This window comes from Variovorax sp. P4_B11 (assembly GCF_056402355.1).
The window spans coordinates 95,363-118,568 of record NZ_JBFUHO010000001.1 but is presented as its reverse complement, the minus strand read 5'-3'; the positions used below and the strand labels follow the sequence as shown (position 1 = coordinate 118,568).

The window sequence follows — 23,206 nt, the reverse complement described above, 5'->3', positions numbered from 1 at the left end:
AGGAAGGCCTGTCCGGTTTGCGCCGGGCAGGCTTTTTCCGTTTCAGGAGGCGGCGCTCTCCTGTTCGGCCAGGAAGCGACTGACGTCGGCCAGTCGAAAGCGCGACACCTTGGGGCTGAGCTTGATCGGCGCGCCAAGGCGACGGGCCTTCACGAGCGCGTCGATATAGCGCGGCGACACGCCACCAAAGAGCGCGCAGAGCGCCGGCTTGCTGATGAGCCGGAGGTCGCTGGTTTCAGCGACGGGGGGCTCGGCGTTCACAGCGGGGTTCGGGTTTGGCATCAAGTGCTCCTTCGATTCGACCGATCAATCGTTCCGTCACGACAGGCCCGCGTGTCCACTTGCCGGCAATTGCCAGCAAATTAACCAGGCGCGCGCAGGCGGTCACAAGCCCCAGGCTGGGGCCCATGCTCGTGAGGGATACAGGGCTGGTGCGAGGCCGGCCGGATCAGCCGAGCAGCGCGTCGACGTCGGCGGCTACGACCCGCACGGCGCGCGGGCCGAGGTAGACCATGCGAAGCTTCCCGACCTTGATCAAGCGCAGCACCGTGGTGCGGCAGCAGTCGAGCGCCTCACAGGTGCTCTTGATGGTGAGCAGGCGGCGGTCGGCAAGCGGCGCTTTGGGGCGCGCTGGCTTCGTCGCCAGCACATCAGAGGTCGGCTCGGCCTTTCGCGCGGCGGCGCGCGCCTTCCGGGCAGCAGCAGAGGCCTTCCACAGGTGGGAGGTCTTGCCGGCTTTCGGTTCGGGGGTACCGGCGGCAGGCGCCGGCTTCTTCTTCGTGATAGCGGTCATGGTGAGCCCAAGATTCAAAGTTGCCGCAGCAGCCTTCTGGGCTCTAAAATGCGCTCACAACATCCAGCAAATTTGTTGAGGCATCCACTGCGGTGCTTGCCGCAGACGGAGCCCATGATTCGGTGGTGAGACACCTGATCAAATGGGCTCTGTTTGTTTGCGGAGCGGCCCCATCGTAGCTCGGCGCCCCTATGAAACTCGCCCGAACGGCGCAAGTGCTTTCGTTGTTTCAGGGGCAACGTGCATCAAATTTGATGCACGAATACAACAAGTCGTTGTCTTGCAAGGAGTTTTCGCCCCCGAAAAATATTCGCGCGGGCGTTGCGCCAGAGCGACGCCTCTCGCTCAGCCCTGGAAGGGCGCCAGAGCCGCCGAACAGCCGTGGTGCACCCCAGGCCTCACCCTGCCCGCGATCACGCAGCGCTGGCCGCCGTGGCGCTGCGCAGGCCGTCGAGGTAGTCGGCCCACCGCTGCATCATCGCGATGCGCGCTGGCAGGTGCTGCGAGCGGTTGTACGTGCGGCCGAGCGGCCCATGCACCACGTGGCCCAGTTGGGCTTCGATCAGATCAGGCCGCTCGCCCAGGACCTCATCGAGCAGCGTGCGGGCGGTAGCGCGGAAGCCATGCGCGACATGGACCGTCGAGTCGTAGCCCATCGACCGCAGCGCGGCGTTGATCGTGCCGTCCGACATGGGCAGCTTGCCGGCGCGGATCGAGGGGAAGACGTGAGTGCCCTCCCCCGTGAGCGCGTGCTGCTCGCGCAGGATTTTCAGGGCCTGCGCGGTGAGCGGCACCACGAGGTCGCGCTTCATCTTGGTCTTGGCGCCAGGGACGGTCCACAGCGCGGCATCAAGGTCGACCTCGGCCCATTCCGCCATGCGCAGTTCGCCCGGCCGCACGAACACCAACGGCGCGAGCCGCAGCGCGGCGCGGACGGTCGGATGTGCCGGCCAGCCCTCAATCGCGCGCAGCAGGCCGCCCAGCGCCTCCGGGTCAGTGATCGCGGCGTGATGCACCTTCTTGCGCGTGGCGATGGCGCCCTTGAGGTCGGCGGTCACGTCGCGCTCGGCTTGCCCGGTCGCCACGGCGTACCGGAACACTTGGCCGATCAGCGTCTTGACGCGAGCCGCGCTGTCGAGGGCGTCGCGGGCTTCCATCTTGCGCAGAACCCGCACCAGCACATCTTGGGGCGTGATCGAGGCAATCGGCAGCTTGCCGATGTACGGATTGACGTCGTTCGCCAGCCACGTGCTGAGCTTTTCCGTGGTGACCGCCTTCCGGCTGTCGTCGGTCTTGAGCATCCAGGCCGAGGCCACAGCGGCGAAGTCGCTTTTCGCAGCCTCGACGCGGGCCTGCTTTTCCTCACGCTTGGCGACGCCAGGATCAGTGCCGCTCGCCAGCAACGCCCGCGCATCGGCACGCCGCTCGCGAGCCTTGGCGAGCCCCACATCCGGGTAGACGCCGAGCGCGAGGGTCTTCTGCTTGCCTGCGAACCGATAGCTGAGCCGCCAATACTTGCCGGTCGCCGTCACATGGAGGTACATCCCGGCCCCGTCGGCGTACTTTTCCCCGGTGGGGGCGCCCGCATGTTTCAACTGCCTGACGCGGGTGTCGTTGAGCTTCATTTGTGCCTTTGTTGGTACCTGAAACCCGCATTCTAGGAATACCAACAAAAATGCCGGCATTTCGCATGGTCGTGCAGCGTACAAGCTGACCGCGCGGCACACAAAGAAAAACCCGCTGCGCCTATGAAGCGAGCGGGTTTTTGAAGCTCCAGGACCGCTGGATAGACAATGAAATGGTGCCGCTTGTCGGAATCGAACTGACGACCTTCCGCTTACAAGGCGGGTGCTCTACCAATTGAGCTAAAGCGGCGTGCTTTGAATTTTAACGTCGCGGGCGCGGCCCGGAGTTCACTTGATCCGCTTGAGCGAGGGACGAGCGCCACCACCTGCCGGCGGACGCGGTGGGTCTTCCGGCTTTTCGGTGTCTGCACCGGTGGTCTCGGCAGGCTCCGCGGCGTCCTCGCCGGGCACCAAGTGAACGATCTTGCCCGCATCGCCCTCGGTCCCGCGCGACGCGTCGCGCAGTGGCGTCCGGGTCGAAGTGGTCGATGCCGCTGGTGCGGCACTGCCATCGCCCGGCGCGAGCGCTGGCGCCGGAAACGCCATGCCCTGGCCGTTCTCGCGCGCGTAGATCGCGATCACGCGGCCGACCGGCACGCTGATCTCGCGCGCCGTGCCGGCGAAGCGGGCCTTGAACTCGATGAAGTCGTTGCCGAGCTTGAGCGAGCTGGTGGCGTCGAAGCTGATGTTCAGCACGATCTCGCCGTTCTTGACGTACTCGCGCGGCACCTGCACCGTATCGTCGACCTGCACCGCGACATACGGCGTGAAGCCGTTGTCCGTGCACCATTCATACAGCGCCCGGATCAGGTACGGGCGGGTGGATGACGATTCGAGCGCGTTGATCATGTGCGACGGCGCCAGCGACTCACTTGCGCATGACCTTTTCGGACGGCGTCAGCGCCTCGATGTAGGCCGGACGCGAGAAGATGCGCTCGGCGTACTTCAACAGCGGGGCCGCGTTCTTGCTGAGGTCGATGCCGTAGTAGTCGAGGCGCCACAGCAGCGGCGCGATCGCGACGTCGAGCATCGAGAAGTTGTCGCCCAGCATGTACTTGTTCTTGAGGAACACCGGGGCCAGCTGCGTCAGGCGGTCGCGGATGTGCGAGCGCGCTTTCTCGATCGCCTTCTCGTTGCCCTTGGTGGTGCGGTTCTCGAGCGTCGAGACGTGCACGAAGAGTTCCTTCTCGAAGTTGAGCAGGAACAGGCGCACGCGGGCGCGGTCGACCGGATCGCCGGGCATCAGCTGCGGATGCGGGAAGCGCTCGTCGATGTACTCGTTGATGATGTTCGACTCGTACAGGATCAGGTCGCGCTCGACCAGGATCGGCACCTGCCCGTACGGGTTCATCACGTTGATGTCTTCGGGCTTGTTGTAGAGATCGACGTCGCGAATCTCGAAATCCATGCCCTTCTCGAACAGCACGAAGCGGCAGCGGTGGGAAAAGGGGCAGGTCGTTCCAGAATACAGGACCATCATGGCGAAAGACTCCTAAAAATCAAAAAGAGTGGGTCGCTTGGGCAACCCACTCTGCGGGACCCGGCGCGCGAGGCACCGGATCGGCGTGGTACTACTTGACGTCTTTCCAGTACGAGGCATTCAGGCGCCACGTGAAAACCACCGCCATGACCAGGAACAGCAGCACCCAGACACCGACGCGGACGCGGGTGTTCTGCGTCGGCTCGGCCATCCATTGCAGGAAGCTCACGAGGTCGCCCATGTTCTGGTCGAACTGCATCGGCGTCATGGTGCCGGGCTTCACTTGCTCCCAGCCCTTGAAGATCTCGGTCTCATGGCCGTGGGCTTCGACCTTCTCGAAGACCGGCCGGCGCTCGCCCTGCAGCTCCCACATCACGTGCGGCATCGCCACGGCCGGGAACGCGAGGTTGTTCCAGCCGGTGGCCTTGGTGTCGTCGCGGTAGAAGGTGCGCAGGTAGGTGTACAGGTAGTCGGCGCCGGTGCCGCCGTGGCCGGCACGCGAGCGCGCCACCAGGGTCAGGTCGGGCGGCACCGTGCCGAACCATTCCTTGGCCTGGTGCGGGTCCAAGTTGACCTTCATGGTCTCGCCGATCTTGTCGGTCGTGAACAGGAGGTTGTCCTTGATCTGCTGCTCAGAGATGCCGAGGTCCTGCAGCCGGTTGAAGCGCATGTACGACGCCGAGTGGCAGCTGAGGCAGTAGTTGACGAACAGCTTGGCGCCGTTTTGCAGCGCCGCCAGGTCGGTGGTGCGGTTCGGTGCCTTGTCCCAGGCCAGGCCGCCTTCGGCAGCCTGCGCGCCGGTGACGATGCCGAGCGCTGCGATCAACGTGAGGATCAGTTTCTTCATTCTTGTTGTCTCCCGGTCAGTGAGCGTTGAAAACCACGCGCTCGGGGACCGGCTTGAATTCGCCGAGGCGGCTCCACCACGGCATCAGCAGGAAGAAACCGAAATAGAAGAGCGTTCCGATCTGCGAGATGCGTTCGCCGACAGGCGACGGCGGCTGCACGCCGAGGTAGGCCAGCACCACGAAGTTGACGACGAACACGCCGTAGACATACTTGTGCCAGCTCGGGCGATAGCGGATCGACTTGACCGGGCTGTGGTCGAGCCAGGGCAGGAAGAACAGGATGATGACCGCGCCGCCCATCACCAGCACGCCCCAGAACTTGGCGTCGATCGACAGCATCATCGCGATGACGCCGACGGCGACCACCACGACACCGGCCTTGATGAAGGACGGGAAGCGGGCCTTCCAGACGCCGTAGCCGGCTCCCGCGACGACGCAGGCGATCAGCGCATACATCATCTCGCTGGTGATGGCACGCAGCATCGAATAGAAGGGCGTGAAGTACCAGACCGGCGCGATGTGGTTCGGCGTCTTCAGCGAATCGGCCGGAATGAAGTTGTTGTACTCGAGGAAGTAGCCGCCGGCTTCGGGCGCGAAGAAGATCACGGCCGAGAAGATCGTCAGGAACACCACGACGCCGAAGATGTCGTGCACCGTGTAGTACGGGTGCGACGGGATGCCGTCGACCGGATGGCCGTCGGCGCCGCGGCTGGCCTTGATCTCGATGCCGTCGGGGTTGTTCGAACCCACTTCGTGCAGCGCGATCAGGTGGGCCACCACGAGGCCCAGCAGCACCAGCGGCACGGCGATCACGTGGAAGCTGAAGAAGCGGTTGAGCGTGGCGTCGCTCACCACATAGTCGCCGCGGATCAGCAGGGCCAGGTCAGGACCGACAAAGGGGATCGCGGAGAACAGGTTGACGATCACCTGCGCACCCCAGTAGCTCATCTGGCCCCAGGGCAGCAGGTAGCCCATGAAGGCCTCGGCCATCAGGCACAGGAAGATCGCGCAGCCGAAGATCCAGATCAGCTCGCGCGGCTTGCGGTAGCTGCCGTACATCAGGCCGCGGAACATGTGCAGGTAGACGACGATGAAGAAGGCCGAGGCCCCCGTCGAGTGCATGTAGCGGATCAGCCAGCCCCAGGGCACGTCGCGCATGATGTATTCGACCGAGCCGAAGGCCTGCGCGGCGTCGGGCTTGTAGTGCATCACGAGGAAGATGCCGGTCACGATCTGGATCACGAGAACCAGCATCGCGAGCGAGCCGAAGATGTACCAGAAGTTGAAGTTCTTCGGTGCGTAGTACTTGCCCCACTGGTCGTTCCAGAGCTTGGTCAGCGGGAAGCGGTTGTCGACCCAGTTGAGCAGCTTCTCGCCGGCCGGCGCGTTGGGGGAAATTTCGTGAAATTCAGCCATGTTCTTGTTCTCCTCAGGCCTTCTTGTCGTCGCCGATCAGGAGGCGCGTTTCGGAGAGGTACATGTGCTGCGGCACCGGCAGGTTGTCGGGTGCGGGCTTGTTCTTGAAGACGCGGCCGGCCAGGTCGAAGGTCGAGCCGTGGCAGGGGCACAGGAAGCCGCCCTCCCAGTTGTCGGGCAGCGAAGCCTGCGGGCCGGGCTGGAAGCGATCGCTGGGCGAGCAGCCCAGGTGGGTGCAGATGCCGACGACCACCAGGATCTCGGGCTTGATCGAGCGGTGGTCGTTGCGCGCGTAGGCGGGCGTGAACTCTTCAGGGTTGCGCTTGGATTGCGGATCGGCGAGCAGCGGGTCGAGCTTGGGCAGCTCGGCGACCTGCTCGGGCGAACGCTTGAGGATCCAGACCGGCTTGCCGCGCCACTCGACGGTCATCTTCTCGCCGACCTGCAGGGCACCGATATCGGCCTCGACCGGCGCGCCGGCAGCCTTGGCCTTTTCCGACGGCTGGAAGGAGCTCACGAACGGCACGGCCACGGCCACGCCACCCACTGCGCCTGCGCAGCCTGATGCGATCAACCATGTCCGCTTGCTGGTGTCGATCCGGGGGCGGCCGGCGGTGCTCACGCTGCTGTCACTCATGGAGATCCTCAATCTTCTTCGGGGGGACTTGGGTCAACCCGCGATTGTAGCGGAGCGTAAAAGGCGAATTCAATGTGACCGGGCGCGCGACGCACGCCCTCGACCGGGGTCGTCACGAAGCCCACCCTATACTGGCCGGCGTTCAAAACAAGCCGCAGAAGAGGTGCACGACATGAGCTTTCTGAAAGAGTTCCGCGAATTTGCCGTCAAGGGCAACGTCATCGACCTGGCGGTCGGCGTGATCATCGGCGCGGCCTTCGGCAAGATCGTCGACTCGCTGGTGAGCGACATCATCATGCCGCTGGTCGGCCTCATCTTCGGCAAGCTCGACTTCTCCAACCTCTACATCGTGCTCGGCCCGAGGCCGGCGGGCGTGGCCGACACGCTGGTCGAACTCAAGAAGGCCGGCGCGCCGGTGCTCGCCTACGGCAACTTCATCACCGTCGCGGTGAACTTCGTGATCCTGGCCTTCATCATCTTTCTGATGGTCAAGCAGATCAACAAGCTGCGCAAGACGACCGAGGCCCCGCCGCCTGCGCCCACGCCCGAAGACGTGATGCTGCTGCGCGAGATCCGCGACAGCCTCAAGCGCTCCTGAGACCTTGCGGGACAAATCTGAGACTTTGCGGGACAGACCAAGAAACTGCGTAGCAGTTTTTGCTCTGTCCTCAACTGATTAGAAAAAATCCCGCGCAGACTCAGCCCCCCGCACCAACGACCGCGCCATCCGCACCGCCTCGATCAGGCTCGAGGCATCGGCGCGGCCGCTGCCCGCGATGTCGAAGGCCGTGCCGTGATCGGGGCTGGTGCGCACCAGCGGCAGGCCCAGCGTCACGTTGACGCCCTTCTCCACGCCCAGGTACTTGACCGGGATCAGCCCCTGGTCGTGGTACATCGCGACCACCACGTCGAACTCGCCGCGGCCGCCGGCCTTGGCGCGCGCGCGCATGAACACGGTGTCCGGCGCATGCGGACCGTCGGCGTCGATGCCTTCGGCCCGCGCAGCGGCGATCGCCGGCGCAATGATGTCGCGCTCCTCGGAGCCGAACAGCCCGCCCTCCCCCGCGTGCGGATTGAGGCCCGCCACGCCGATCTTCGGAGCCCGGCCGAGCACCGCGCCGAGCGACCGGTGCGCGATGCGCAGCGTCTGCAGCACACCGTCGAAGGTCACGGCCTCGATGGCCTGCCGCAGCGACATGTGGATGCTCACGAGCACCGTGCGCAGTTCGTCGTTGGCGAGCATCATGCGCACCGGCACCTCGGACAGCGGCCGGGCTAGATGGGCCGCGGCCTCGGCCTGCAGCAGTTCGGTGTGGCCCGGATAGGGGAAACCGGCCGCCGCGAGGGCTTCCTTGTGCAGCGGCGCCGTGACGATCGCGGCGATCTCGCCGCGCAGCGCGGCGCGCGCGGCCCAGACCACGCAATCGCCGGCCATGCGGCCCGCAGCGGCACTGATGCGGCCCTGCACGATGGCCGCATCCGGCGGCGCGACCACCTGCAGCACGGGGATGCAGCCCGGCGGCGCATCGCAGGCTTCGCCCGCCGCCTCGATCAGTACGACCGGCAAGGCCGGGGCCCCGGCGGCGGCGATTGCCTGCGCGGCACGGCGCACGAGTCCGGCGTCGCCGGCGACGAAGCATCCGCGCAGTTCGGCGGCGGCATCGCGAAAGGCCTTGGCGATGATCTCGGGCCCGATGCCGGCGGGATCGCCGATCGTGAGGGCGATGGGGGAAGCGGTGTCGAAGCTCACGCCGGATTGTCGATGTCGATGAATTCGTGCGCCAGGCCCAGCTGCGCGGCCACATGGGCCGCGACGGCCGGCGCACCGTAGCGTTCGGTGGCATGGTGGCCGCAGGCCAGGTAGGCGACGCCCATCTCGCGGGCGTAATGGGCCTGCGGCTCCGAGATCTCGCCCGTGATGAAGGCATCGGCGCCGGCGGCGATCGCGGCCTCGAAGTAGCCCTGTGCACCGCCCGTGCACCAGGCCACGTTGCGGATCGGTCGCGGCGCGCCCTCGACCAGCGTCACCGCCTTGCCGAGCGCCTTCTCGACATGCGCGGCCAGCAGCTTCGCGCTCGCGAAGCCCTCACCGCTGTCGCGGGCGCCGAGGAAGCCGATCTCCTGTTCGCCGAAACGGCCGGCCGAACCCGGGTGCGCCACCAGGCCGAGCCGCAGGCCGAGCTGCGCGTTGTTGCCGAGCTCGGGATGGGCATCGAGCGGCAGGTGATAGGCGAACAGGTTGACATCGTCGCCGAGCAGCAAGCCGAGGCGCTGTCGCATCCAGCCCGTGACGCGACCGTCCTGGCCGCGCCAGAACAGGCCGTGGTGGACGAAGATCGCATCCGCCTCGGCGTGGATCGCGGCCTCGATCAGGGCCCGGCTGGCGGTCACGCCGGAGACGATCTTGCGCACCGTGGTGCGGCCCTCGACCTGCAGGCCATTGGGCCCGTAGTCCTTGAAGCGCGCGGGTGCCAGCAGCAGGTCGAATGCGTGCAGGAGTTCGTGGCGGGTCGTGCTCATCGCGCCATTGTGGCCCCGGCGGCCGCGGACCGCATCGCATGGCCGCGAGCGCCGAGGGGCATCGCGGCCGACAGCACCCGGCTCGGCAGCGCGACGCAGAAGCTGGCGGCCCGGTGCGCGTGCAGGAAGCGGCGCAGGCAGACCGACACCAGGCCGAACACGCCGCCGAGGATGAATGGAATGCGCCATCGACCAGGACAGGCGCGAGATTTAAGGGTTTCCCCTTGTTTCCTGCCTTGGGACTGGGTCGTCGGCAGGCCCCCCGGACGGCATCGGAACAGGTCGCTCCCGGCCTTGAGGGACAATTGGCGCTTTCTTCCCTGCCTTTTTCATGAAACGCACCTGGCTGCTGTTTGCCCAAGCCGTGACCGTCCTGCTGGCGGCCTATTTCGTCGTCGCGACGCTCAAGCCCGAATGGCTGAACCGGCGCAACGGCCCCCTCAATGGCCTGGTCTCGGTGATCGAAGCCCCCACCGCGCCGGCCGGCACCCTCACCGCCGGCAGCCTCAGCGCCGCGGCCAAGAAAGCCTCGCCCGCGGTGGTCAGCATCAACACCAGCAAGGCGGCGCAGCGCTCGCCGCGCAGTAACGACCCCTGGTTTCGCTTCTTCTTCGGCGACCAGGGCGACCAGCCGCAGATCGGCCTCGGCAGCGGCGTGATCGTCAGCGCCGACGGCTACATCCTCACCAACAACCACGTGGTCGAGGGGGCGGACGAGATCGACGTCACGCTCAACGACAGCCGCCATGCGCGTGGCAAGGTGATCGGCACCGACCCCGACACCGACCTCGCGGTGCTCAAGATCGAGCTCGACAAGCTGCCGGTGATCGTGCTGGGCAACTCCGACGCGCTGCAGGTTGGCGACCAGGTGCTGGCCATCGGCAACCCCTTCGGCGTCGGCCAGACCGTGACCAGCGGGATCGTCTCGGCGCTCGGGCGCAACCAGCTCGGCATCAACACCTTCGAGAACTTCATCCAGACCGACGCAGCCATCAATCCTGGCAACTCGGGCGGCGCGCTGATCGACGTCAACGGCAACCTCGAAGGCATCAACACCGCGATCTACTCGCGCTCGGGCGGCAGCATGGGCATCGGCTTCGCGATCCCGGTGTCGACCGCGAAGCAGGTGCTCGAGGACATCGTGAAGGCCGGCAAGGTCACGCGCGGCTGGATCGGCGTCGAGCCGAACGACCTCTCGCCCGAACTGGCCGAGACCTTCGGCGTCAAGGCGAGCGCCGGCGTGATCATCACCGGCGTGCTGCAGAACGGCCCGGCCGCCAAGGCCGGTCTGCTCCCCGGCGACGTGATCACCGGCGTGGGCGAGAAGAACATCGGCAACACCCAGGAACTGCTGAGCGCCGTGGCCGGCCTCAAGCCCGGCACGGCGACGCGCTTCGTGCTGCAGCGAGGCAGCGACAAGCTGGAACTCGACATCACGCCGGGCCTGCGGCCCAGGTCATCGGTGCGCCGAGCGCCGAGCGAGACCGAGTGATTCGAATCCGGCCGCCCGGCCGGGGGTTCAGGTCTGCGCCGAGTCGGTGCTGCTCTCTTCGGGCGGCTTGGAATATTTCGTGAAGTAGCGGGCGCCGATGATGCCGATCTCGTAGAGCAGGCACATCGGGATCGCCAGCGCGAGCTGCGAGACCACGTCCGGCGGCGTCAGCACCGCGGCGATGACGAAAGCCAGCACGATGAAGTAGCCTCGGAAGGAACGCAGCTTCTCGACCGTGACGAGCTCGAAGCGCACCAGCAGCATCACCACGATCGGCACCTGGAAGGCGACCCCGAAGGCGATGTAGAGCGACAGGATCGCCTCCACGTAGGACGAGATGTCGGGCGTGGCGTTGACCGAGGGCGGCGTGAACTTCTGGATGAAGCTGAACATCTTGTCGAGCACGAAGAACTGGACGAAGGCGATGCCGGCGTAGGCCAGCAGGCTGCCGAAGAAGATCAGCGGCAGCGCGAACCTCTTCTCGTGGCTGTAGAGGCCGGGTGCGACGAACATCCAGGCCTGGTACATCAGCCAGGGCAGCGCCAGCAGGACCGCCGTCATGGCCAGCACCTTGAGCGGCACGAAGAAAGGCGAGAAGACGCCGATCGCGATCAGCTTGGCATCGGGCGGCATGTGGGCGCGGATCGGCACCGCGATCATGTCGATCAGGCCGGCCGGGCCGGGCCAGATGGCCAGCAGCACGCCGGCCACGACCAGTCCGTAGACGCAGTAGAGCAGGCGGTCCCGCAGCTCCATGAGGTGCTGGACGAAAGGCTGCTCGGTGCCGGCCAGTTCGTCTTCTTTGTTCTTGTCGGTGGAATCGGCCATGTGGGGACGCTGCAGTCGGGCGCGCGGCGCACGCTGCGCGCGGCCGTTTCGCCAGCTTGCGCTAGTTGATCTTGTGGGGACGGTAGCGGGCCACGCGCGCGGCGCCCGACAACGCCTTCGTGCGCACGCCGTTGCGCGCCTTGTACCACTGCGGCGTGGCGCCCTGCTTCAGGCGCCAGTTCTTGCGTGGGTGCTTGTATTCGGGGTACGAGGGGGGGGTGTCGGACAGTTCGGAAAGCGTCTGGCCGCTCTCGGAGAACTGCTTCTCGAAGTCGCTGGCACCGGACTGGATGCTTTGCTCGACATCGCGCGCCGCCTCCTGGACCGTGTCCTTCATCTTGCGAAGTTCGTCGAGGTCCATCGAGCGGTTGACCTCGGCCTTGACGTCGTTCACGTAGCGCTGCGCCTTGCCGAGCAGGGTGCCGACGGTGCGCGCCACGCGCGGCAGCTTCTCCGGCCCGATGACGATCAGCGCCACGGCGCCGATCAGGGCCAGCTTCGAGATGCCGAGGTCGATCACGGAACGGTCTGGCTCAGGACTTCTGACGCGCTTCGACGTCGATCGTCGACTTGTCGGCGGTGCTGTTGGCGGTCACCTGGGCGTTCGGGCCGGCGGCGGTCGGCGCGTCGGACGTGGCGCCGTCCTTCATGCCGTCCTTGAAGCCCTTCACGGCGCCGCCCAGGTCGGAGCCCATGTTGCGCAGCTTCTTGGTGCCGAAGATCATCACGACGACGAGCAGCACGATGAGCCAGTGCCAGATGGAAAGTGAACCCATGGATTACTCCTGAAGAATGTGTCGGATTTTAGTCGCCGCGAAATGACCGGCCGAAAGGATGGCTTTCAACCCCTGAGCCAGGGCCTCGGGCCGCCCATGACGTGGACATGGAGATGGTGCACTTCCTGTCCGCCCTCGGCGCCGGTGTTGACCATGATGCGGAATCCGCCCTTGGGGTAGGGACGGCAGCCCTGCTCGACCGCCAGCTTGGGCGCCAGGGTCATGATCTTGCCGAGCAGCGCGGAATCGTCGGTCGTCACCTGCGCCATCGACGGGATGTGGCGCTTCGGAACGATCATGAAATGCACCGGCGCCCACGGCGCGATGTCGTGGAAAACGAACAGCTCGTCGTCCTCGTAGACCTTGCGCGACGGGATCTTGCCTTCGATGATTTTGCAGAAGACGCAGTTCGGGTCAGATGACATTGGCTGTTTCCATGGGTCGGCCCGCGTTCATGCGCACCATCCCCTTGACGATGCGATAGAGGAACCAAAGCGAAATCAGTGCCCAGGCGATCCAGCCCGGCACGAGAAAGAGCAGCCAGAGCCACGAAGTCAGCACGTACAGCACGCCGGCCCAGAGCACCGTGCGGATGCGCCAGCTGAAGTGCGAGGCCTGCCAGCTGCCGGCGGCGTCCTCGCGCTTGACCAGGTCGATGACCAGCGCGATCACCAGCAGGCCGATCGAGGCCTGGGCGCCGGGCAGCACGGCGCCGACCGCCACCACCAGATGCAGGATGTAACTGACCCAGCCCCAGGTCTTGAGCGAGTCGTCGGGCTCGGTGGTCACGATGTCGTTGGGCATGGCGTGCGCTCCTTTCAGTCGTTGGAAGCTTCGCGGTCCTGCGCCTTGCGCAGGGCCTTTTCCTCGATGCCGCTGGTGCCTTCGCGGCGCTCGAGTTCGGCCACCACGTCGGCGGGCGAGAACCCGTAGTGCGCCAGCGCCACCATGCTGTGGAACCAGAGGTCGGCGACTTCGTTCACCAGTTTCGTGCGGTCGCCGCCGTGATCGGCATCCTTGGCGGCCATCACGACCTCGGTGGCCTCCTCGCCGATCTTCTTCAGGAAGGTGTCCGGACCACGTTGCAGCAGGCGGGCGACGTAGCTCTTCTCGGGGTCGCCGCCGCGTGCCGGCAGCCGGCTCTCGATGACGGCGGCCAGGCGCGCCAGGGCGTCTTCGGCGTTGCGGGATTCGGTGCTCATCTCGGTGACGATGTGTAGATCGAGGCCGGGTCTTTCAGGACCGGCTCGGTGACGGTCCATTGGCCGTTCTCGTACTTGCTGAAGAAGCAGCTGTGGCGCCCCGTGTGGCAGGCGATGCCGGGCTCGTGGCCCTGCTGCGTGACCTTGAGCAGCACCACGTCGTTGTCGCAATCGATCCGGATCTCGTGCACGGTCTGCACATGGCCGGATTCCTCGCCCTTGAACCACAGCTTCTTGCGCGAGCGGCTGAAGTACACGGCGCGGCCGGTCTCGGCCGTCTTGGCGAGCGCCTCGCGGTCCATCCAGGCGAACATCAGCACGTCGTTGCTGCCCTGCTCCTGCGCGATCACCGGCACCAGGCCGTTCGCATCCCATTTCACTTCATCGAGCCAGTTCATAGCGGCCTATTGTCGGTCACAGGCGCACCGGGATGCCGCGCGCGGCCATCTGCCGCTTGGCGTCGCCGACCGTGAACTCGCCGAAGTGGAAGATGCTGGCCGCCAGCACCGCGTCGGCGCCGCCGGCCTGGATGCCGTCGGCCAGATGCTCGAGACTGCCGACACCGCCGGAGGCGATCACCGGCACGCTGACGGCGTCGCTCACGGCCCGCGTGAGCTCGAGGTCGAAGCCGCTCTTGGTGCCGTCGCGGTCCATGCTGGTCAGGAGGATCTCGCCGGCACCGCGGCGCGCCATCTCGACCGCCCACTGCACGGCGTCGAGGCCGGTGTTCTTGCGCCCACCGTGACTGTAGACGTCCCAGCCGGGCCCGCGCCGCTCGGCGTCCTCGGGCGTGCGCCGCTTGGCGTCGATCGCCACCACGATGCACTGGGCGCCGTACTTCTGGGATGCGTCCTCGATGACCTGGGGATTGGCGATCGCGGCCGAATTGAAGCTGGTCTTGTCGGCTCCGGCGTTGAGCAGCCGGCGGACGTCGGCCACCGTGCGCACGCCGCCGCCGACAGTCAGCGGAATGAAGACCTGGGAGGCCACCGCCTCGATGATCGGCAGGATCAGGTCGCGGCCGTCGCTGGTGGCGGTGATGTCGAGGAAGGTCAGCTCGTCGGCGCCCTGGGCGTTGTAGCGGGCCGCGATCTCGACCGGGTCGCCGGCGTCGCGCAGTTCGACGAAGTTGACGCCCTTGACGACGCGGCCGCCGGTGACGTCGAGACAGGGAATGATGCGTTTGGCAAGCATGGTGGGATTCGGACGGTGAGGGGTTCAGACGACCTTGAGCTGCTGCCAGCCCTGCCACTGGGCGCCGGGCGCCAGCAGCACGGCTTCGTCGATGCGGGCGGCCTCGACGCAGAGCATGTGGCGCCAGCCGTCGTCGGGCAGGTCGTCGAGCTGGGCGGAGAGTGCCGGGCCCGGATTCCAGACCACGGTCTCGGTGCAACTCGCGCTTTGCGAGATCTCTAGTGTGCCCGAAGGCTGCACCAGCCGAAGCGGCCGGGCGGGCGCGGTGTAGACGCTGTCGAATTCGGCGCCGAAACCCGGCGCCGGCGCCATCTCGACATGCCGGTCGTCGCGCACCGCATCCCAGCGGTTGGCGCCCTGCAGGCCCTCGAGCCGAACCCGGGTGACATCGTCGACCCGCAGGTAGCTATGGAGCGCGGCCGCGAAGGGCCAGGGCTCGCCGCCCATGTTGTCGATCGACAGCACGATGCGCAGCGCGTGCGGCGCCAGGGTCACGGCCAGGCGGGCCCGGAACGCGTGCGGCCAGAGGGCCCGGGTGGCCGTATCGTCGCGCAACGCCAGCACGACGGTGTCGCGCCGGTCGTCGGCCTGCGCTTCGGCTGTCCAGGCCAGGTTGCGGGCGAAGCCGTGCTTGGGCAGCAGGCCTCGCTGGTTGAACTGCGGCCAGCAGACCGGCACGCCGCCGCGGATCGGGCTGCGGCCGTCGAAGCGGGCTTCGGGGCTCAGGTAGAGCCGTTCGATGCCATCGGCGGTCATCCAGGACAACACGTGGGCGCCATGCAGCGCGACGGTGCAGCTGTCGCCGCCGGGCAGCGCCAAGCGCACGGCCGGCTGGCCGCGATAGGCGAGGGCTTGGAAAGTCATGGCCCGATTCTAGGTTTGGCCGGTGCTTGCGTGCGGGAGCGCCGACACGCGCACTGGTTTCCGTGCTGGACGCCATCCGGCGCCCGCCTCGACCGGCCCCGGGGCGAGGCTATGAGGCGTCGGCGAGTTCGTCGGCGCGGGCCTGGGCGGCGGCGAAATCCAGGTCGCCCGAATAGATGGCCCGACCACAGATCACGCCCTCGATGCCGTCCGCCTCGACCGCGCACAGCTTGTCGATGTCGGCCATGTTCGAGAGCCCGCCGGAAGCGATCACGGGGATGGTCAGCGCCTGGGCCAGCCGCACCGTGGCGTCGATGTTGATGCCCGACAGCATGCCGTCGCGGCCGATGTCGGTGTAGATGATCGATTCGACGCCGTAGTCCTCGAACTTCTTGCCGAGATCGGCAACCTCGTGCCCGGTCAGCTTGCTCCAGCCGTCGGTCGCCACCTTGCCGTCCTTGGCATCCAGGCCGACGATGATGTGGCCGCCGAAGGCGCTGCAGGCATCCTTCAGGAAGCCGGGGTTCTTGACTGCGGCGGTGCCGATGATGACGTAGCGCAGGCCGTCGTCGATGTAGCGCTCGATGGTGTCGAGGTCGCGGATGCCGCCACCGAGCTGCACCGGGATGTCGTCGCCGACCGCCTTCAGGATCGCCTTGATCGCCGCATGGTTCTGCGGCTTGCCGGCAAAGGCGCCGTTCAGGTCGACCAGGTGCAGTCGGCGTGCGCCGGCTTCGAGCCACTTGCGCGCCATCGCGGCCGGGTCTTCGCCGAAAGTGGTGGACTGGTCCATATCGCCCTGCTTGAGGCGAACGCAGTGGCCATCTTTGAGGTCGATCGCAGGAATGAGGAGCATGGTGGTGCGGGATTGCGTGGCGTACGGAGAGGGATGGGGACGGTGGACGGAATAAAGCGCGATGGTACCCAACCCGGCAAGCCAGCGAACGCGGGCCCGGGTCGAAGCGTGGGAGCGTTCAGTGCGTCAGGGATTCCAGTGGAGGAAGTTTCGATAGAGCTGCAACCCGTGGTCCGCACTCTTCTCCGGGTGGAACTGGGTGGCAAAAATGTTATCGCGTGCCAGGGCGGCGGTAAAGCGCCCGCCGTAGTCGGCCTCGCCGGCGCTGTGCGCCGGGTCGGCGGGCTCGGCATAGAAGCTGTGGACGAAATAGAAGTAGCTCTGGTCGGGCACGCCGGCCCAGACCGGGTGCGCCCGCGTCTGCAGCACTTGGTTCCAGCCCATCTGCGGCACCTTGTAACGGCTGCCGTCCGGCTGCAGGCGTCCTTGGAGCTCGAACTTGCGGACGTTGCCGGGAATCAGGCCCAGGCCGTCGGTCGGCCCTTCGTCGCTGTGCGACAGCAGCATCTGCATGCCGACGCAGACGCCGAACAGCGGTTTGCCGGCGGCCGCCTCGAGCACCGACTCGAGCAGGCCCGAGTCGGCCAGTTCGCGCATGCAATCGGGCATCGCGCCCTGCCCCGGCAGCACCACGCGGGTGGCCCGGCGAACCACGTCGGGATCGGAGGTGACGAACACTTCGACGCCGACCTGGTCGGCGGCGTGCTGCACGGCCTGCGACACCGAGCGCAGGTTGCCCATGCCGTAGTCGACGACGGCGACGGTATTGGAGGTCATGAGAGAGTTCGGCGGCTCAGAGCGAGCCCTTCGTCGAGGGAATGACGCCGGCCGAGCGCGGGTCGAGCTCGAGCGCGGCCCGCAGCGCCCGTGCGAAGGCCTTGAACACGGTTTCGCACTGGTGGTGCGCGTTGACGCCCTTGAGGTTGTCGATGTGCAGGGTCACGAAGGCGTGGTTGACGAAGCCCTGGAAGAACTCGTAGGTCAGCTGGCTGTCGAAGGTGCCGATCATGCCGCTGGTGAAGGGCACATCCATCACCAGGCCGGGGCGGCCCGAGAAGTCGATCACGACACGGCTCAGCGCCTCGTCGAGCGGCACGTAGGCATGCCCATAGCGTCTGATGCCCTTCTTGTCGCCGACCGCCTTGGCCACCGCCTGGCCCAGCGTGATGCCGACATCCTCGACCGTGTGGTGGCCGTCGATGTGCAGGTCGCCCTGGCAGTCGATGTCGAGGTCGATCAGGCCGTGGCGGGCGATCTGGTCGAGCATGTGGTCGAAAAAACCGATGCCGGTCGACAGTTTCGCGCGGCCGGTGCCGTCGAGGTCGACCTTGACCGTGATCCTGGTTTCGGCCGTGTTGCGCGTGACGCAGGCCGAGCGCGCGCCGGCGGCGACGACGGCTTCGGGTGCCAGAGGGGTGTTCATAGTGAGGCTTCGAGGGCGGCGAGCATCTGCGCGTTCTCGTCGGCGGTGCCGACCGTCAGGCGCAGGCAGTTCGCCAGCAATGTGTGCATTTTAGAAACGTTCTTGACCAGCACGCCGCGAGCCTTCATGCCCTCGAAGGTCTTTGCCGCGTCGGGGACCCGGATCAGGATCATGTTGGCCTCGCTCGGCCAGCTCCGGACCGCCGGCAGGCGGGCCAGCCGCTCGACCAATCCGGCGCGCTGGCTGCGGATCTCGGCCGCCTGGGCGTCGAACACCGCGGCGTGTTCGAGCGCGAACAGCGCGCACTCGCAGTTGAGCACGCTGATGTTGTAGGGCGGGCGCACCTTGTCGATCTCCGCCACCAGCGCCGCCGGCCCCATCAGGTAGCCCAGGCGGGCCCCGGCCAGGCCGAACTTGCTGAGCGTGCGCATCAGCAGCACGTGGCCGTGGCGCGCCACCCGATCGATGTAGCTGCGGCCCGCGAAGGGCTGGTAGGCCTCGTCGATGACCACCAGCCCGCCCTGGGCGCCCTGGGCCTCGACGATCTTCTCGATCACGGCGTCGTCCCAGAGGTTGGCGGTCGGGTTGTTCGGGTAGGCCAGGAAGACGATGGCAGGCTTTTCTCTGGCGATGGCGTCGAGCATCGCGCCCTCGTCGAGCTCGAAATCGGCGGTGAGCGGGACGCCGACGAAGCGCAGGCCCTGCAACTGCGCGCTCATGGCGTACATCACGAAGCCGGGCACCGGCGCCAGGATCGTGGCGCCGGGCAGGTCGCAGGCGATCGCCAGCAGGGAGATCAGCTCGTCCGAGCCGTTGCCGAGCATCAGCGCGAAGCCCTCGGGCATGCCGGCATGGGCAGCCAGGGCCCGCTGCAGATCGGCGCCGCGCTCGCCGGGATAACGGTTCAGCGCCACGGCGCCCAGCCGCTGGCCAAGCGCCGCCTGCAGCGCCGGCGACAGGCCGTGGGGGTTCTCCATGGCATCGAGCTTGATCAGGCCACGGGCATCCTGCACGGCATAGGCATGCATGGATTGCACGTCGGCGCGGATGCGCGCCAGCGCACGGCGGGTGTTGTCGATGGCGGTCATGGCAGGGTCGGTCAGTTGCAGGGGTAGCTGTTGCGCAGCGCGGCCGAGAGCACCAGCTGGACCGGCATGTCCGCCTCGTAGCTCTCGGCGTTGCGCGTCAGTTCGGTTTGATAGAGGGAGCGTGCCATCACCGGTTCGAGGCGGCGCCCGTTGATGCAGAACAGCGGCTTCTGGCCGGCACGCCGCTCGGCCTCGCTGGCTTCGCGCAGGCCTTCCATGACGCCGACCAGGTAGTAGTTGGCGTAGAGCTTGCCGTCCTTCTCGTTGGCCTCGAGCATGCGAATTTCTCGGATCGACATCGCCTGCGCGAATGTCGACAGCGCAAGCAGAAAGACGCCGGCCGCCCCGAAGAGGATCAGTCGCGCGGGCGGGGCTTGATCAGCACGCATGGGTTCCCTGCAAAAACCGCCCAGCCTTCGAGATCGCGGGTGACGACCGAGCGGGCCCCCACCACGGCACCGTCGCCGATCGTGACGCCGGGCCCGACGAAGGATTCGGCGGCCAGCCAGACGCCATCGCCGACCTGGATGTCGTCCCAGATCAGCGGAAAGCTGGGCAGCTTGTAGTCGTGCGTGCCGGTGCACAGCCACACCCGCTGCGAGACGCAGCAGTTCTTGCCGATGCGGACCTGGCCATAGTTGTAGATCTCGACCCCCTCGCCGATGGCCGTGTACTCGCCGATCTCGAGGTTCCAGGGCATCAAGACCTTGACGCCGGTGCTGACCAGCACCCGCTCGCCGATCCGGGCCCCGAAAAGCCGCAGCAGGAACAGCCTCAGCGGCGAGAACGCACGCGGTCCGGGACGGCCCAGCAGGCCCCAGACCAGCATCCAGGCAACGCGGCGCAGCTTCTGGCCCAGGCTCCAGGGATGCCCGCGGCTGGTCTTCAGGTCCATGGCGCCCTGTGTCATGGCTTTGCGTCGCGCAAGCGCATTTCGGCGGCCCGCGCATGCGCCTGCAGGCCTTCGCCGTGCGCCAGCACCGAGGCCACCTGGCCCAGCGCCTGGGCGCCCTCCTCGCTGACTTCGATCAGGCTCGATCGCTTCTGGAAATCGTAGACCCCGAGCGGCGAACTGAAGCGCGCCGTGCCGCTGGTGGGCAGCACGTGGTTCGGACCGGCGCAGTAGTCGCCGAGGCTTTCGCTCGTGTAGGCGCCCAGGAAGATCGCGCCGGCATGCCTGAGCAGCGGCTCCCAGCGGTGCGGCTCCCGGCTGCTGACTTCGAGGTGCTCGGGGGCGATGCGGTTGCTGATCTCGCAGGCTTCCTCCATGCTGCGTGTGTGGATCAGCGCGCCCCGGCCGTTGAGCGAGGCGGCGATGATTTCGGCCCGCGGCATCGCGGGCAGCAGGCGGTCGATTTCCTGTTGCACGCGCTCGATGTAGCCGGCGTCGGGGCTGAGCAGAATGCTCTGCGCGAGTTCGTCGTGCTCGGCCTGGCTGAACAGGTCCATGGCCACCCAGTCGGGCGGCGTGCTGCCGTCGGCCAGCACCAGGATCTCGCTCGGACCGGCGATCATGTCGATGCCGACGGTGCCGAACACCCGCCGCTTGGCGGCCGCCACGTAGGCGTTGCCGGGGCCGGTGATCTTGTCGACCGCCGGAATCGTCGCCGTGCCGTAGGCCAGCGCCGCCACGGCCTGGGCGCCGCCGATCGTGAAGGCGCGCGTGACGCCCGCGACGTGGGCGGCAGCCAGCACCAGCGGATTCTTCTCGCCACCCGGCGTGGGCACGACCATGATGATTTCGCCGACGCCCGCCACGTGCGCCGGGATCGCGTTCATCAGGACGCTCGACGGATAGGCGGCCTTGCCGCCGGGGACGTAGATGCCGACACGGTCCAGCGGCGTCACCTTCTGGCCCAGCAGCGTGCCGTCGGCGTCGCGGTAGCTCCAGCTCTCGCCGCTGGCCTTTTTCTGGGCCTCGTGGTAACTGCGGACGCGGCGCGCCGCGGCCTCGAGCGCATCCTTTTGCTGCGCCGGCAGCGACTCGAAGGCGGCGCGCAACTCGACGGCCGTGAGTTCCAGCGCCGGCATGCCGTCGACGTCGAGGCGGTCGAAGCGCCGCGTGTAGTCGAGCACCGCCTCGTCGCCCCGGCGCTGCACGTCGGCCAGGATGTCGGCCACCACCTGCTCGATGGCCGCATCCGCTTCGGCGGACCAATGCAGGCGCGCCTTGAACTCGGCCTCGAAGGCGGCCGAAACGGTGGACAGGCGGGCGGGTGCGGCTTTCAGGTTCATTTCGATGTCGGAATGGCCGATGCGAAGGCATCGACGATGCGGCGGATGGCCTCCTGCTTGAGCTTGAGCGCCGCCTGGTTGACCACCAGCCGGGCGCTGATGTCCATGATGCGCTCGACCTCGACCAGCTGGTTGGCCTTGAGGGTGTTGCCGGTCGAGACCAGGTCGACGATCGCGTCGGCCAGGCCGGTGAGCGGCGCCAGCTCCATGCTGCCATAGAGCTTGATCAGGTCCACGTGCACGCCCTTGCTGGCGAAGAACTCGCGCGCCAGGCCGACGTACTTGGTCGCCACCTTGAGGCGCGAACCCTGCTTCACGGCCGAGGCGTAGTCGTAGTCGGCGCGCACCGCCACGCTCAGGCGGCAGGCGGCGATGCGCAGGTCGAGCGGCTGGTAGAGCCCTTGGTTGCCGTGCTCGAGCAACACGTCGAGCCCGGTCACGCCGAGATCGGCGCCGCCGTACTGCACGTAGGTCGGCACGTCCGAGGCGCGCACCAGCACCACGCGGACATCGGGCCGGGTGGTGCCGAGGATCAGCTTGCGCGACTTCTCGGGGTCCTCGGTCACCTCGATGCCGGCCGCGGCCAGCAGCGGCAGGGTCTCCTCGAAGATCCGGCCCTTCGACAGCGCCAGCGTGATCACGGCTGCACCTCGGCCGGTCCGGCGACCCGCTCGATGTCGGCGCCGAGGCCGCGCAGCTTGCTTTCCATGCGGTCGTAGCCGCGGTCGAGGTGGTAGATGCGGTCGACCAGCGTCTCGCCGTCGGCCACCAGGCCGGCGATCACGAGGCTGGCCGAAGCCCGCAGGTCGGTCGCCATCACGGTGGCGCCGGAGAGCTGCGCGACACCCTCGATCACCGCCACCTTGCCGTCGGTCTGGATCTTGGCGCCCAGGCGCAGCATCTCGTCGACGTGCATGAAGCGGTTCTCGAAGATCGTCTCGGTCACGGTCGAGGTGCCCTCGGCAATCGCGTTGAGCGCCATGAACTGGGCCTGCATGTCGGTCGGGAAGCCCGGATATTCGGTGGTGCGGAAGCTCTGCGCCTTGAGCCGGCCCTGGCTCTGCACGCGGATGCCGCCGTCGACCGCCGACACCTGGGCGCCGGCTTCGCGCAGCTTCTCGATCACGGCGTCGAGATGGTCGGCCCGGCCATGCTTGAGGAACACGTCGCCGCCGGCCGCGGCCACGGCGCACAGGAAGGTGCCGGCCTCGATCCGGTCGGCCACCACCTGGTGCGTGCAGCCGTCGAGCCGCGCCACCCCCTGGATGCGAATGCGGCTGGTGCCATGGCCTTCGATCTTCGCGCCCATGGCGATCAGCATCTCGGCCAGGTCGGCGATCTCGGGCTCCTGGGCGGCATTCTCGAGAACGGTCTCGCCCTCGGCCAGCGCCGCGGCCATGAGGAAGTTCTCGGTGCCGGTGACGGTCACCATGTCGGTCGTGATGCGGGCGCCATGCAGGCGCTCGCGGCCGCCGCCGATGCCCGCCACCATGTAGCCGTGCTCGACCACGATCTCGGCACCCATGGCCTGCAGGCCCTTGATGTGCTGGTCGACCGGACGCGAACCGATCGCGCAACCGCCCGGCAGCGAGACCTTGGCCCGGCCAAAGCGCGCCAGCAGCGGACCGAGCGCGAGCACCGAGGCCCGCATCGTCTTGACCAGTTCGTAGGGTGCCTCGGGCACCTCGAGCGAGCGCGCATCGATGCGCACCGTGCCGTTGTCGTCGCGCTCGGCGCTGACGCCCATGTTGTGGACCAGCTTGAGCATGGTCGCGACATCCTTCAGGCGCGGCACGTTGTGCAGCGTCACCGGACGGTCGGTCAGCAGGGCTGCGCACAACTCGGGCAGCGCGGCGTTCTTGGCGCCGGAAATGAGTACCTCGCCGCGGAGCTTGCGCCCGCCGCGAATCAGGAGTTTGTCCATGAGGA

31 protein-coding genes and 1 tRNA gene are annotated in these 23,206 nt (G+C 67.2%); 2 read left to right on the top strand and 30 right to left on the bottom strand.

Going from position 1 to position 23,206, the window contains the following annotated elements:
* Positions 1 to 42: 42 nt before the first annotated feature.
* From AC1DYD_RS00655 to petA, 9 genes are all read right to left on the bottom strand, one after another.
* Entirely contained in the window at positions 43 to 282 is a 240-nt protein-coding gene (locus AC1DYD_RS00655; RefSeq protein ID WP_478170817.1) for a helix-turn-helix transcriptional regulator, read from the bottom strand.
* A 166-nt stretch (positions 283 to 448) separates the two neighbouring features.
* The gene (locus AC1DYD_RS00650; RefSeq protein WP_478170816.1) at positions 449 to 793 is read right to left on the bottom strand and encodes a helix-turn-helix transcriptional regulator; all 345 of its coding nucleotides are present in this window, start codon (positions 791 to 793) and stop codon (positions 449 to 451) included.
* Between the two features lie 413 nt (positions 794 to 1,206).
* A complete protein-coding gene (locus AC1DYD_RS00645; RefSeq protein ID WP_478170815.1) occupies positions 1,207 to 2,418 on the bottom strand; it encodes a tyrosine-type recombinase/integrase in 1,212 nt (403 codons plus the stop codon).
* Positions 2,419 to 2,592: 174 nt separating this feature from the next.
* Positions 2,593 to 2,668: transfer RNA gene (locus tag AC1DYD_RS00640), tRNA-Thr, on the bottom strand.
* A 38-nt stretch (positions 2,669 to 2,706) separates the two neighbouring features.
* The gene (locus tag AC1DYD_RS00635; RefSeq protein WP_478170814.1) at positions 2,707 to 3,267 is read right to left on the bottom strand and encodes a ClpXP protease specificity-enhancing factor; all 561 of its coding nucleotides are present in this window, start codon (positions 3,265 to 3,267) and stop codon (positions 2,707 to 2,709) included.
* A gap of 19 nt (positions 3,268 to 3,286) precedes the next feature.
* A complete protein-coding gene (locus tag AC1DYD_RS00630; protein WP_158722427.1) occupies positions 3,287 to 3,898 on the bottom strand; it encodes a glutathione S-transferase N-terminal domain-containing protein in 612 nt (203 codons plus the stop codon).
* A 91-nt stretch (positions 3,899 to 3,989) separates the two neighbouring features.
* Complete coding sequence (locus AC1DYD_RS00625) at positions 3,990 to 4,745, bottom strand: cytochrome c1 (RefSeq protein WP_478170813.1); 756 nt, start codon at positions 4,743 to 4,745, stop codon at positions 3,990 to 3,992.
* A 16-nt stretch (positions 4,746 to 4,761) separates the two neighbouring features.
* Positions 4,762 to 6,162, bottom strand: a complete 1,401-nt coding sequence (locus tag AC1DYD_RS00620; protein ID WP_478170812.1) for a cytochrome b — start codon at positions 6,160 to 6,162, stop codon at positions 4,762 to 4,764.
* A gap of 13 nt (positions 6,163 to 6,175) precedes the next feature.
* Positions 6,176 to 6,799 carry a ubiquinol-cytochrome c reductase iron-sulfur subunit gene (gene petA, locus AC1DYD_RS00615; RefSeq protein WP_478170811.1) on the bottom strand — a complete coding sequence of 208 codons (624 nt, stop codon included), beginning with the start codon at positions 6,797 to 6,799 and terminating at the stop codon, positions 6,176 to 6,178.
* Between the two features lie 172 nt (positions 6,800 to 6,971).
* On the opposite strand from petA, the gene mscL reads away from it, so the two are divergent.
* Positions 6,972 to 7,397, top strand: coding sequence for a large conductance mechanosensitive channel protein MscL (gene mscL, locus AC1DYD_RS00610; protein WP_478170810.1), 426 nt, complete (start codon positions 6,972 to 6,974; stop codon positions 7,395 to 7,397).
* A 78-nt stretch (positions 7,398 to 7,475) separates the two neighbouring features.
* On the opposite strand, the gene pdxA is transcribed toward mscL, so the two are convergent.
* The 3 genes from pdxA to AC1DYD_RS00595 are packed head-to-tail and all read right to left on the bottom strand — an operon-like array spanning position 7,476 to position 9,624.
* Positions 7,476 to 8,549: a 4-hydroxythreonine-4-phosphate dehydrogenase PdxA gene (gene pdxA / locus AC1DYD_RS00605; RefSeq protein ID WP_478170809.1), complete on the bottom strand. Its 1,074-nt coding sequence runs from the start codon at positions 8,547 to 8,549 to the stop codon at positions 7,476 to 7,478.
* Complete coding sequence (locus AC1DYD_RS00600) at positions 8,546 to 9,319, bottom strand: Nif3-like dinuclear metal center hexameric protein (protein WP_478170808.1); 774 nt, start codon at positions 9,317 to 9,319, stop codon at positions 8,546 to 8,548. Before AC1DYD_RS00600 ends, pdxA begins: the two co-directional genes overlap by 4 nt.
* Entirely contained in the window at positions 9,316 to 9,624 is a 309-nt protein-coding gene (locus AC1DYD_RS00595; RefSeq protein WP_478171102.1) for a hypothetical protein, read from the bottom strand. Before AC1DYD_RS00595 ends, AC1DYD_RS00600 begins: the two co-directional genes overlap by 4 nt.
* A gap of 26 nt (positions 9,625 to 9,650) precedes the next feature.
* On the opposite strand from AC1DYD_RS00595, the gene AC1DYD_RS00590 reads away from it, so the two are divergent.
* Positions 9,651 to 10,811 carry a S1C family serine protease gene (locus AC1DYD_RS00590; protein WP_478170807.1) on the top strand — a complete coding sequence of 387 codons (1,161 nt, stop codon included), beginning with the start codon at positions 9,651 to 9,653 and terminating at the stop codon, positions 10,809 to 10,811.
* Between the two features lie 27 nt (positions 10,812 to 10,838).
* Here AC1DYD_RS00590 and tatC read toward each other — a convergent pair whose 3' ends face one another.
* The 18 genes from tatC to murA all read right to left on the bottom strand — a co-directional run bounded on the left by tatC (position 10,839) and on the right by murA (position 23,201).
* The gene (gene tatC / locus AC1DYD_RS00585; protein WP_478170806.1) at positions 10,839 to 11,639 is read right to left on the bottom strand and encodes a twin-arginine translocase subunit TatC; all 801 of its coding nucleotides are present in this window, start codon (positions 11,637 to 11,639) and stop codon (positions 10,839 to 10,841) included.
* Positions 11,640 to 11,700: 61 nt separating this feature from the next.
* Positions 11,701 to 12,159: a Sec-independent protein translocase protein TatB gene (gene tatB, locus AC1DYD_RS00580; protein ID WP_478170805.1), complete on the bottom strand. Its 459-nt coding sequence runs from the start codon at positions 12,157 to 12,159 to the stop codon at positions 11,701 to 11,703.
* A gap of 13 nt (positions 12,160 to 12,172) precedes the next feature.
* Positions 12,173 to 12,415 (bottom strand): Sec-independent protein translocase subunit TatA, encoded by a 243-nt coding sequence (tatA, locus tag AC1DYD_RS00575; RefSeq protein ID WP_478170804.1) that lies wholly within the window; start codon positions 12,413 to 12,415, stop codon positions 12,173 to 12,175.
* A gap of 65 nt (positions 12,416 to 12,480) precedes the next feature.
* Entirely contained in the window at positions 12,481 to 12,840 is a 360-nt protein-coding gene (locus tag AC1DYD_RS00570; protein WP_478170803.1) for a histidine triad nucleotide-binding protein, read from the bottom strand.
* Positions 12,830 to 13,219 carry a DUF4870 family protein gene (locus AC1DYD_RS00565; RefSeq protein ID WP_478170802.1) on the bottom strand — a complete coding sequence of 130 codons (390 nt, stop codon included), beginning with the start codon at positions 13,217 to 13,219 and terminating at the stop codon, positions 12,830 to 12,832. The genes AC1DYD_RS00570 and AC1DYD_RS00565 overlap by 11 nt, the downstream gene beginning before the upstream one ends.
* Positions 13,220 to 13,233: 14 nt before the next feature.
* Positions 13,234 to 13,617: a phosphoribosyl-ATP diphosphatase gene (locus AC1DYD_RS00560; protein ID WP_478170801.1), complete on the bottom strand. Its 384-nt coding sequence runs from the start codon at positions 13,615 to 13,617 to the stop codon at positions 13,234 to 13,236.
* On the bottom strand, positions 13,614 to 14,015 hold the full coding sequence (hisI, locus tag AC1DYD_RS00555; protein WP_478170800.1) for a phosphoribosyl-AMP cyclohydrolase: 402 nt from the start codon (positions 14,013 to 14,015) through the stop codon (positions 13,614 to 13,616). The genes AC1DYD_RS00560 and hisI overlap by 4 nt, the downstream gene beginning before the upstream one ends.
* 16 nt (positions 14,016 to 14,031) lie before the next feature.
* Positions 14,032 to 14,811, bottom strand: a complete 780-nt coding sequence (hisF, locus tag AC1DYD_RS00550; RefSeq protein ID WP_478170799.1) for an imidazole glycerol phosphate synthase subunit HisF — start codon at positions 14,809 to 14,811, stop codon at positions 14,032 to 14,034.
* A 24-nt stretch (positions 14,812 to 14,835) separates the two neighbouring features.
* A complete protein-coding gene (locus tag AC1DYD_RS00545) occupies positions 14,836 to 15,675 on the bottom strand; it encodes a D-hexose-6-phosphate mutarotase (RefSeq protein WP_478170798.1) in 840 nt (279 codons plus the stop codon).
* 109 nt (positions 15,676 to 15,784) lie between these two features.
* On the bottom strand, positions 15,785 to 16,531 hold the full coding sequence (gene hisA, locus AC1DYD_RS00540; protein ID WP_478170797.1) for a 1-(5-phosphoribosyl)-5-[(5-phosphoribosylamino)methylideneamino]imidazole-4-carboxamide isomerase: 747 nt from the start codon (positions 16,529 to 16,531) through the stop codon (positions 15,785 to 15,787).
* 126 nt (positions 16,532 to 16,657) lie between these two features.
* A complete protein-coding gene (hisH, locus tag AC1DYD_RS00535; RefSeq protein WP_478170796.1) occupies positions 16,658 to 17,308 on the bottom strand; it encodes an imidazole glycerol phosphate synthase subunit HisH in 651 nt (216 codons plus the stop codon).
* 16 nt (positions 17,309 to 17,324) lie between these two features.
* Entirely contained in the window at positions 17,325 to 17,954 is a 630-nt protein-coding gene (hisB, locus tag AC1DYD_RS00530) for an imidazoleglycerol-phosphate dehydratase HisB (RefSeq protein ID WP_478170795.1), read from the bottom strand.
* Positions 17,951 to 19,042: a histidinol-phosphate transaminase gene (hisC, locus tag AC1DYD_RS00525; RefSeq protein WP_478170794.1), complete on the bottom strand. Its 1,092-nt coding sequence runs from the start codon at positions 19,040 to 19,042 to the stop codon at positions 17,951 to 17,953. The genes hisB and hisC overlap by 4 nt, the downstream gene beginning before the upstream one ends.
* Positions 19,043 to 19,053: 11 nt before the next feature.
* Positions 19,054 to 19,431 carry a Rap1a/Tai family immunity protein gene (locus AC1DYD_RS00520; RefSeq protein ID WP_478170793.1) on the bottom strand — a complete coding sequence of 126 codons (378 nt, stop codon included), beginning with the start codon at positions 19,429 to 19,431 and terminating at the stop codon, positions 19,054 to 19,056.
* Positions 19,398 to 19,952 carry an LbetaH domain-containing protein gene (locus AC1DYD_RS00515; RefSeq protein ID WP_478170792.1) on the bottom strand — a complete coding sequence of 185 codons (555 nt, stop codon included), beginning with the start codon at positions 19,950 to 19,952 and terminating at the stop codon, positions 19,398 to 19,400. The genes AC1DYD_RS00520 and AC1DYD_RS00515 overlap by 34 nt, the downstream gene beginning before the upstream one ends.
* Positions 19,949 to 21,277, bottom strand: a complete 1,329-nt coding sequence (gene hisD, locus AC1DYD_RS00510; protein ID WP_478170791.1) for a histidinol dehydrogenase — start codon at positions 21,275 to 21,277, stop codon at positions 19,949 to 19,951. The genes AC1DYD_RS00515 and hisD overlap by 4 nt, the downstream gene beginning before the upstream one ends.
* Positions 21,274 to 21,918: an ATP phosphoribosyltransferase gene (gene hisG, locus AC1DYD_RS00505; protein WP_478170790.1), complete on the bottom strand. Its 645-nt coding sequence runs from the start codon at positions 21,916 to 21,918 to the stop codon at positions 21,274 to 21,276. The genes hisD and hisG overlap by 4 nt, the downstream gene beginning before the upstream one ends.
* On the bottom strand, positions 21,915 to 23,201 hold the full coding sequence (gene murA, locus AC1DYD_RS00500; RefSeq protein WP_478170789.1) for a UDP-N-acetylglucosamine 1-carboxyvinyltransferase: 1,287 nt from the start codon (positions 23,199 to 23,201) through the stop codon (positions 21,915 to 21,917). Before murA ends, hisG begins: the two co-directional genes overlap by 4 nt.
* Positions 23,202 to 23,206: the final 5 nt, after the last annotated feature.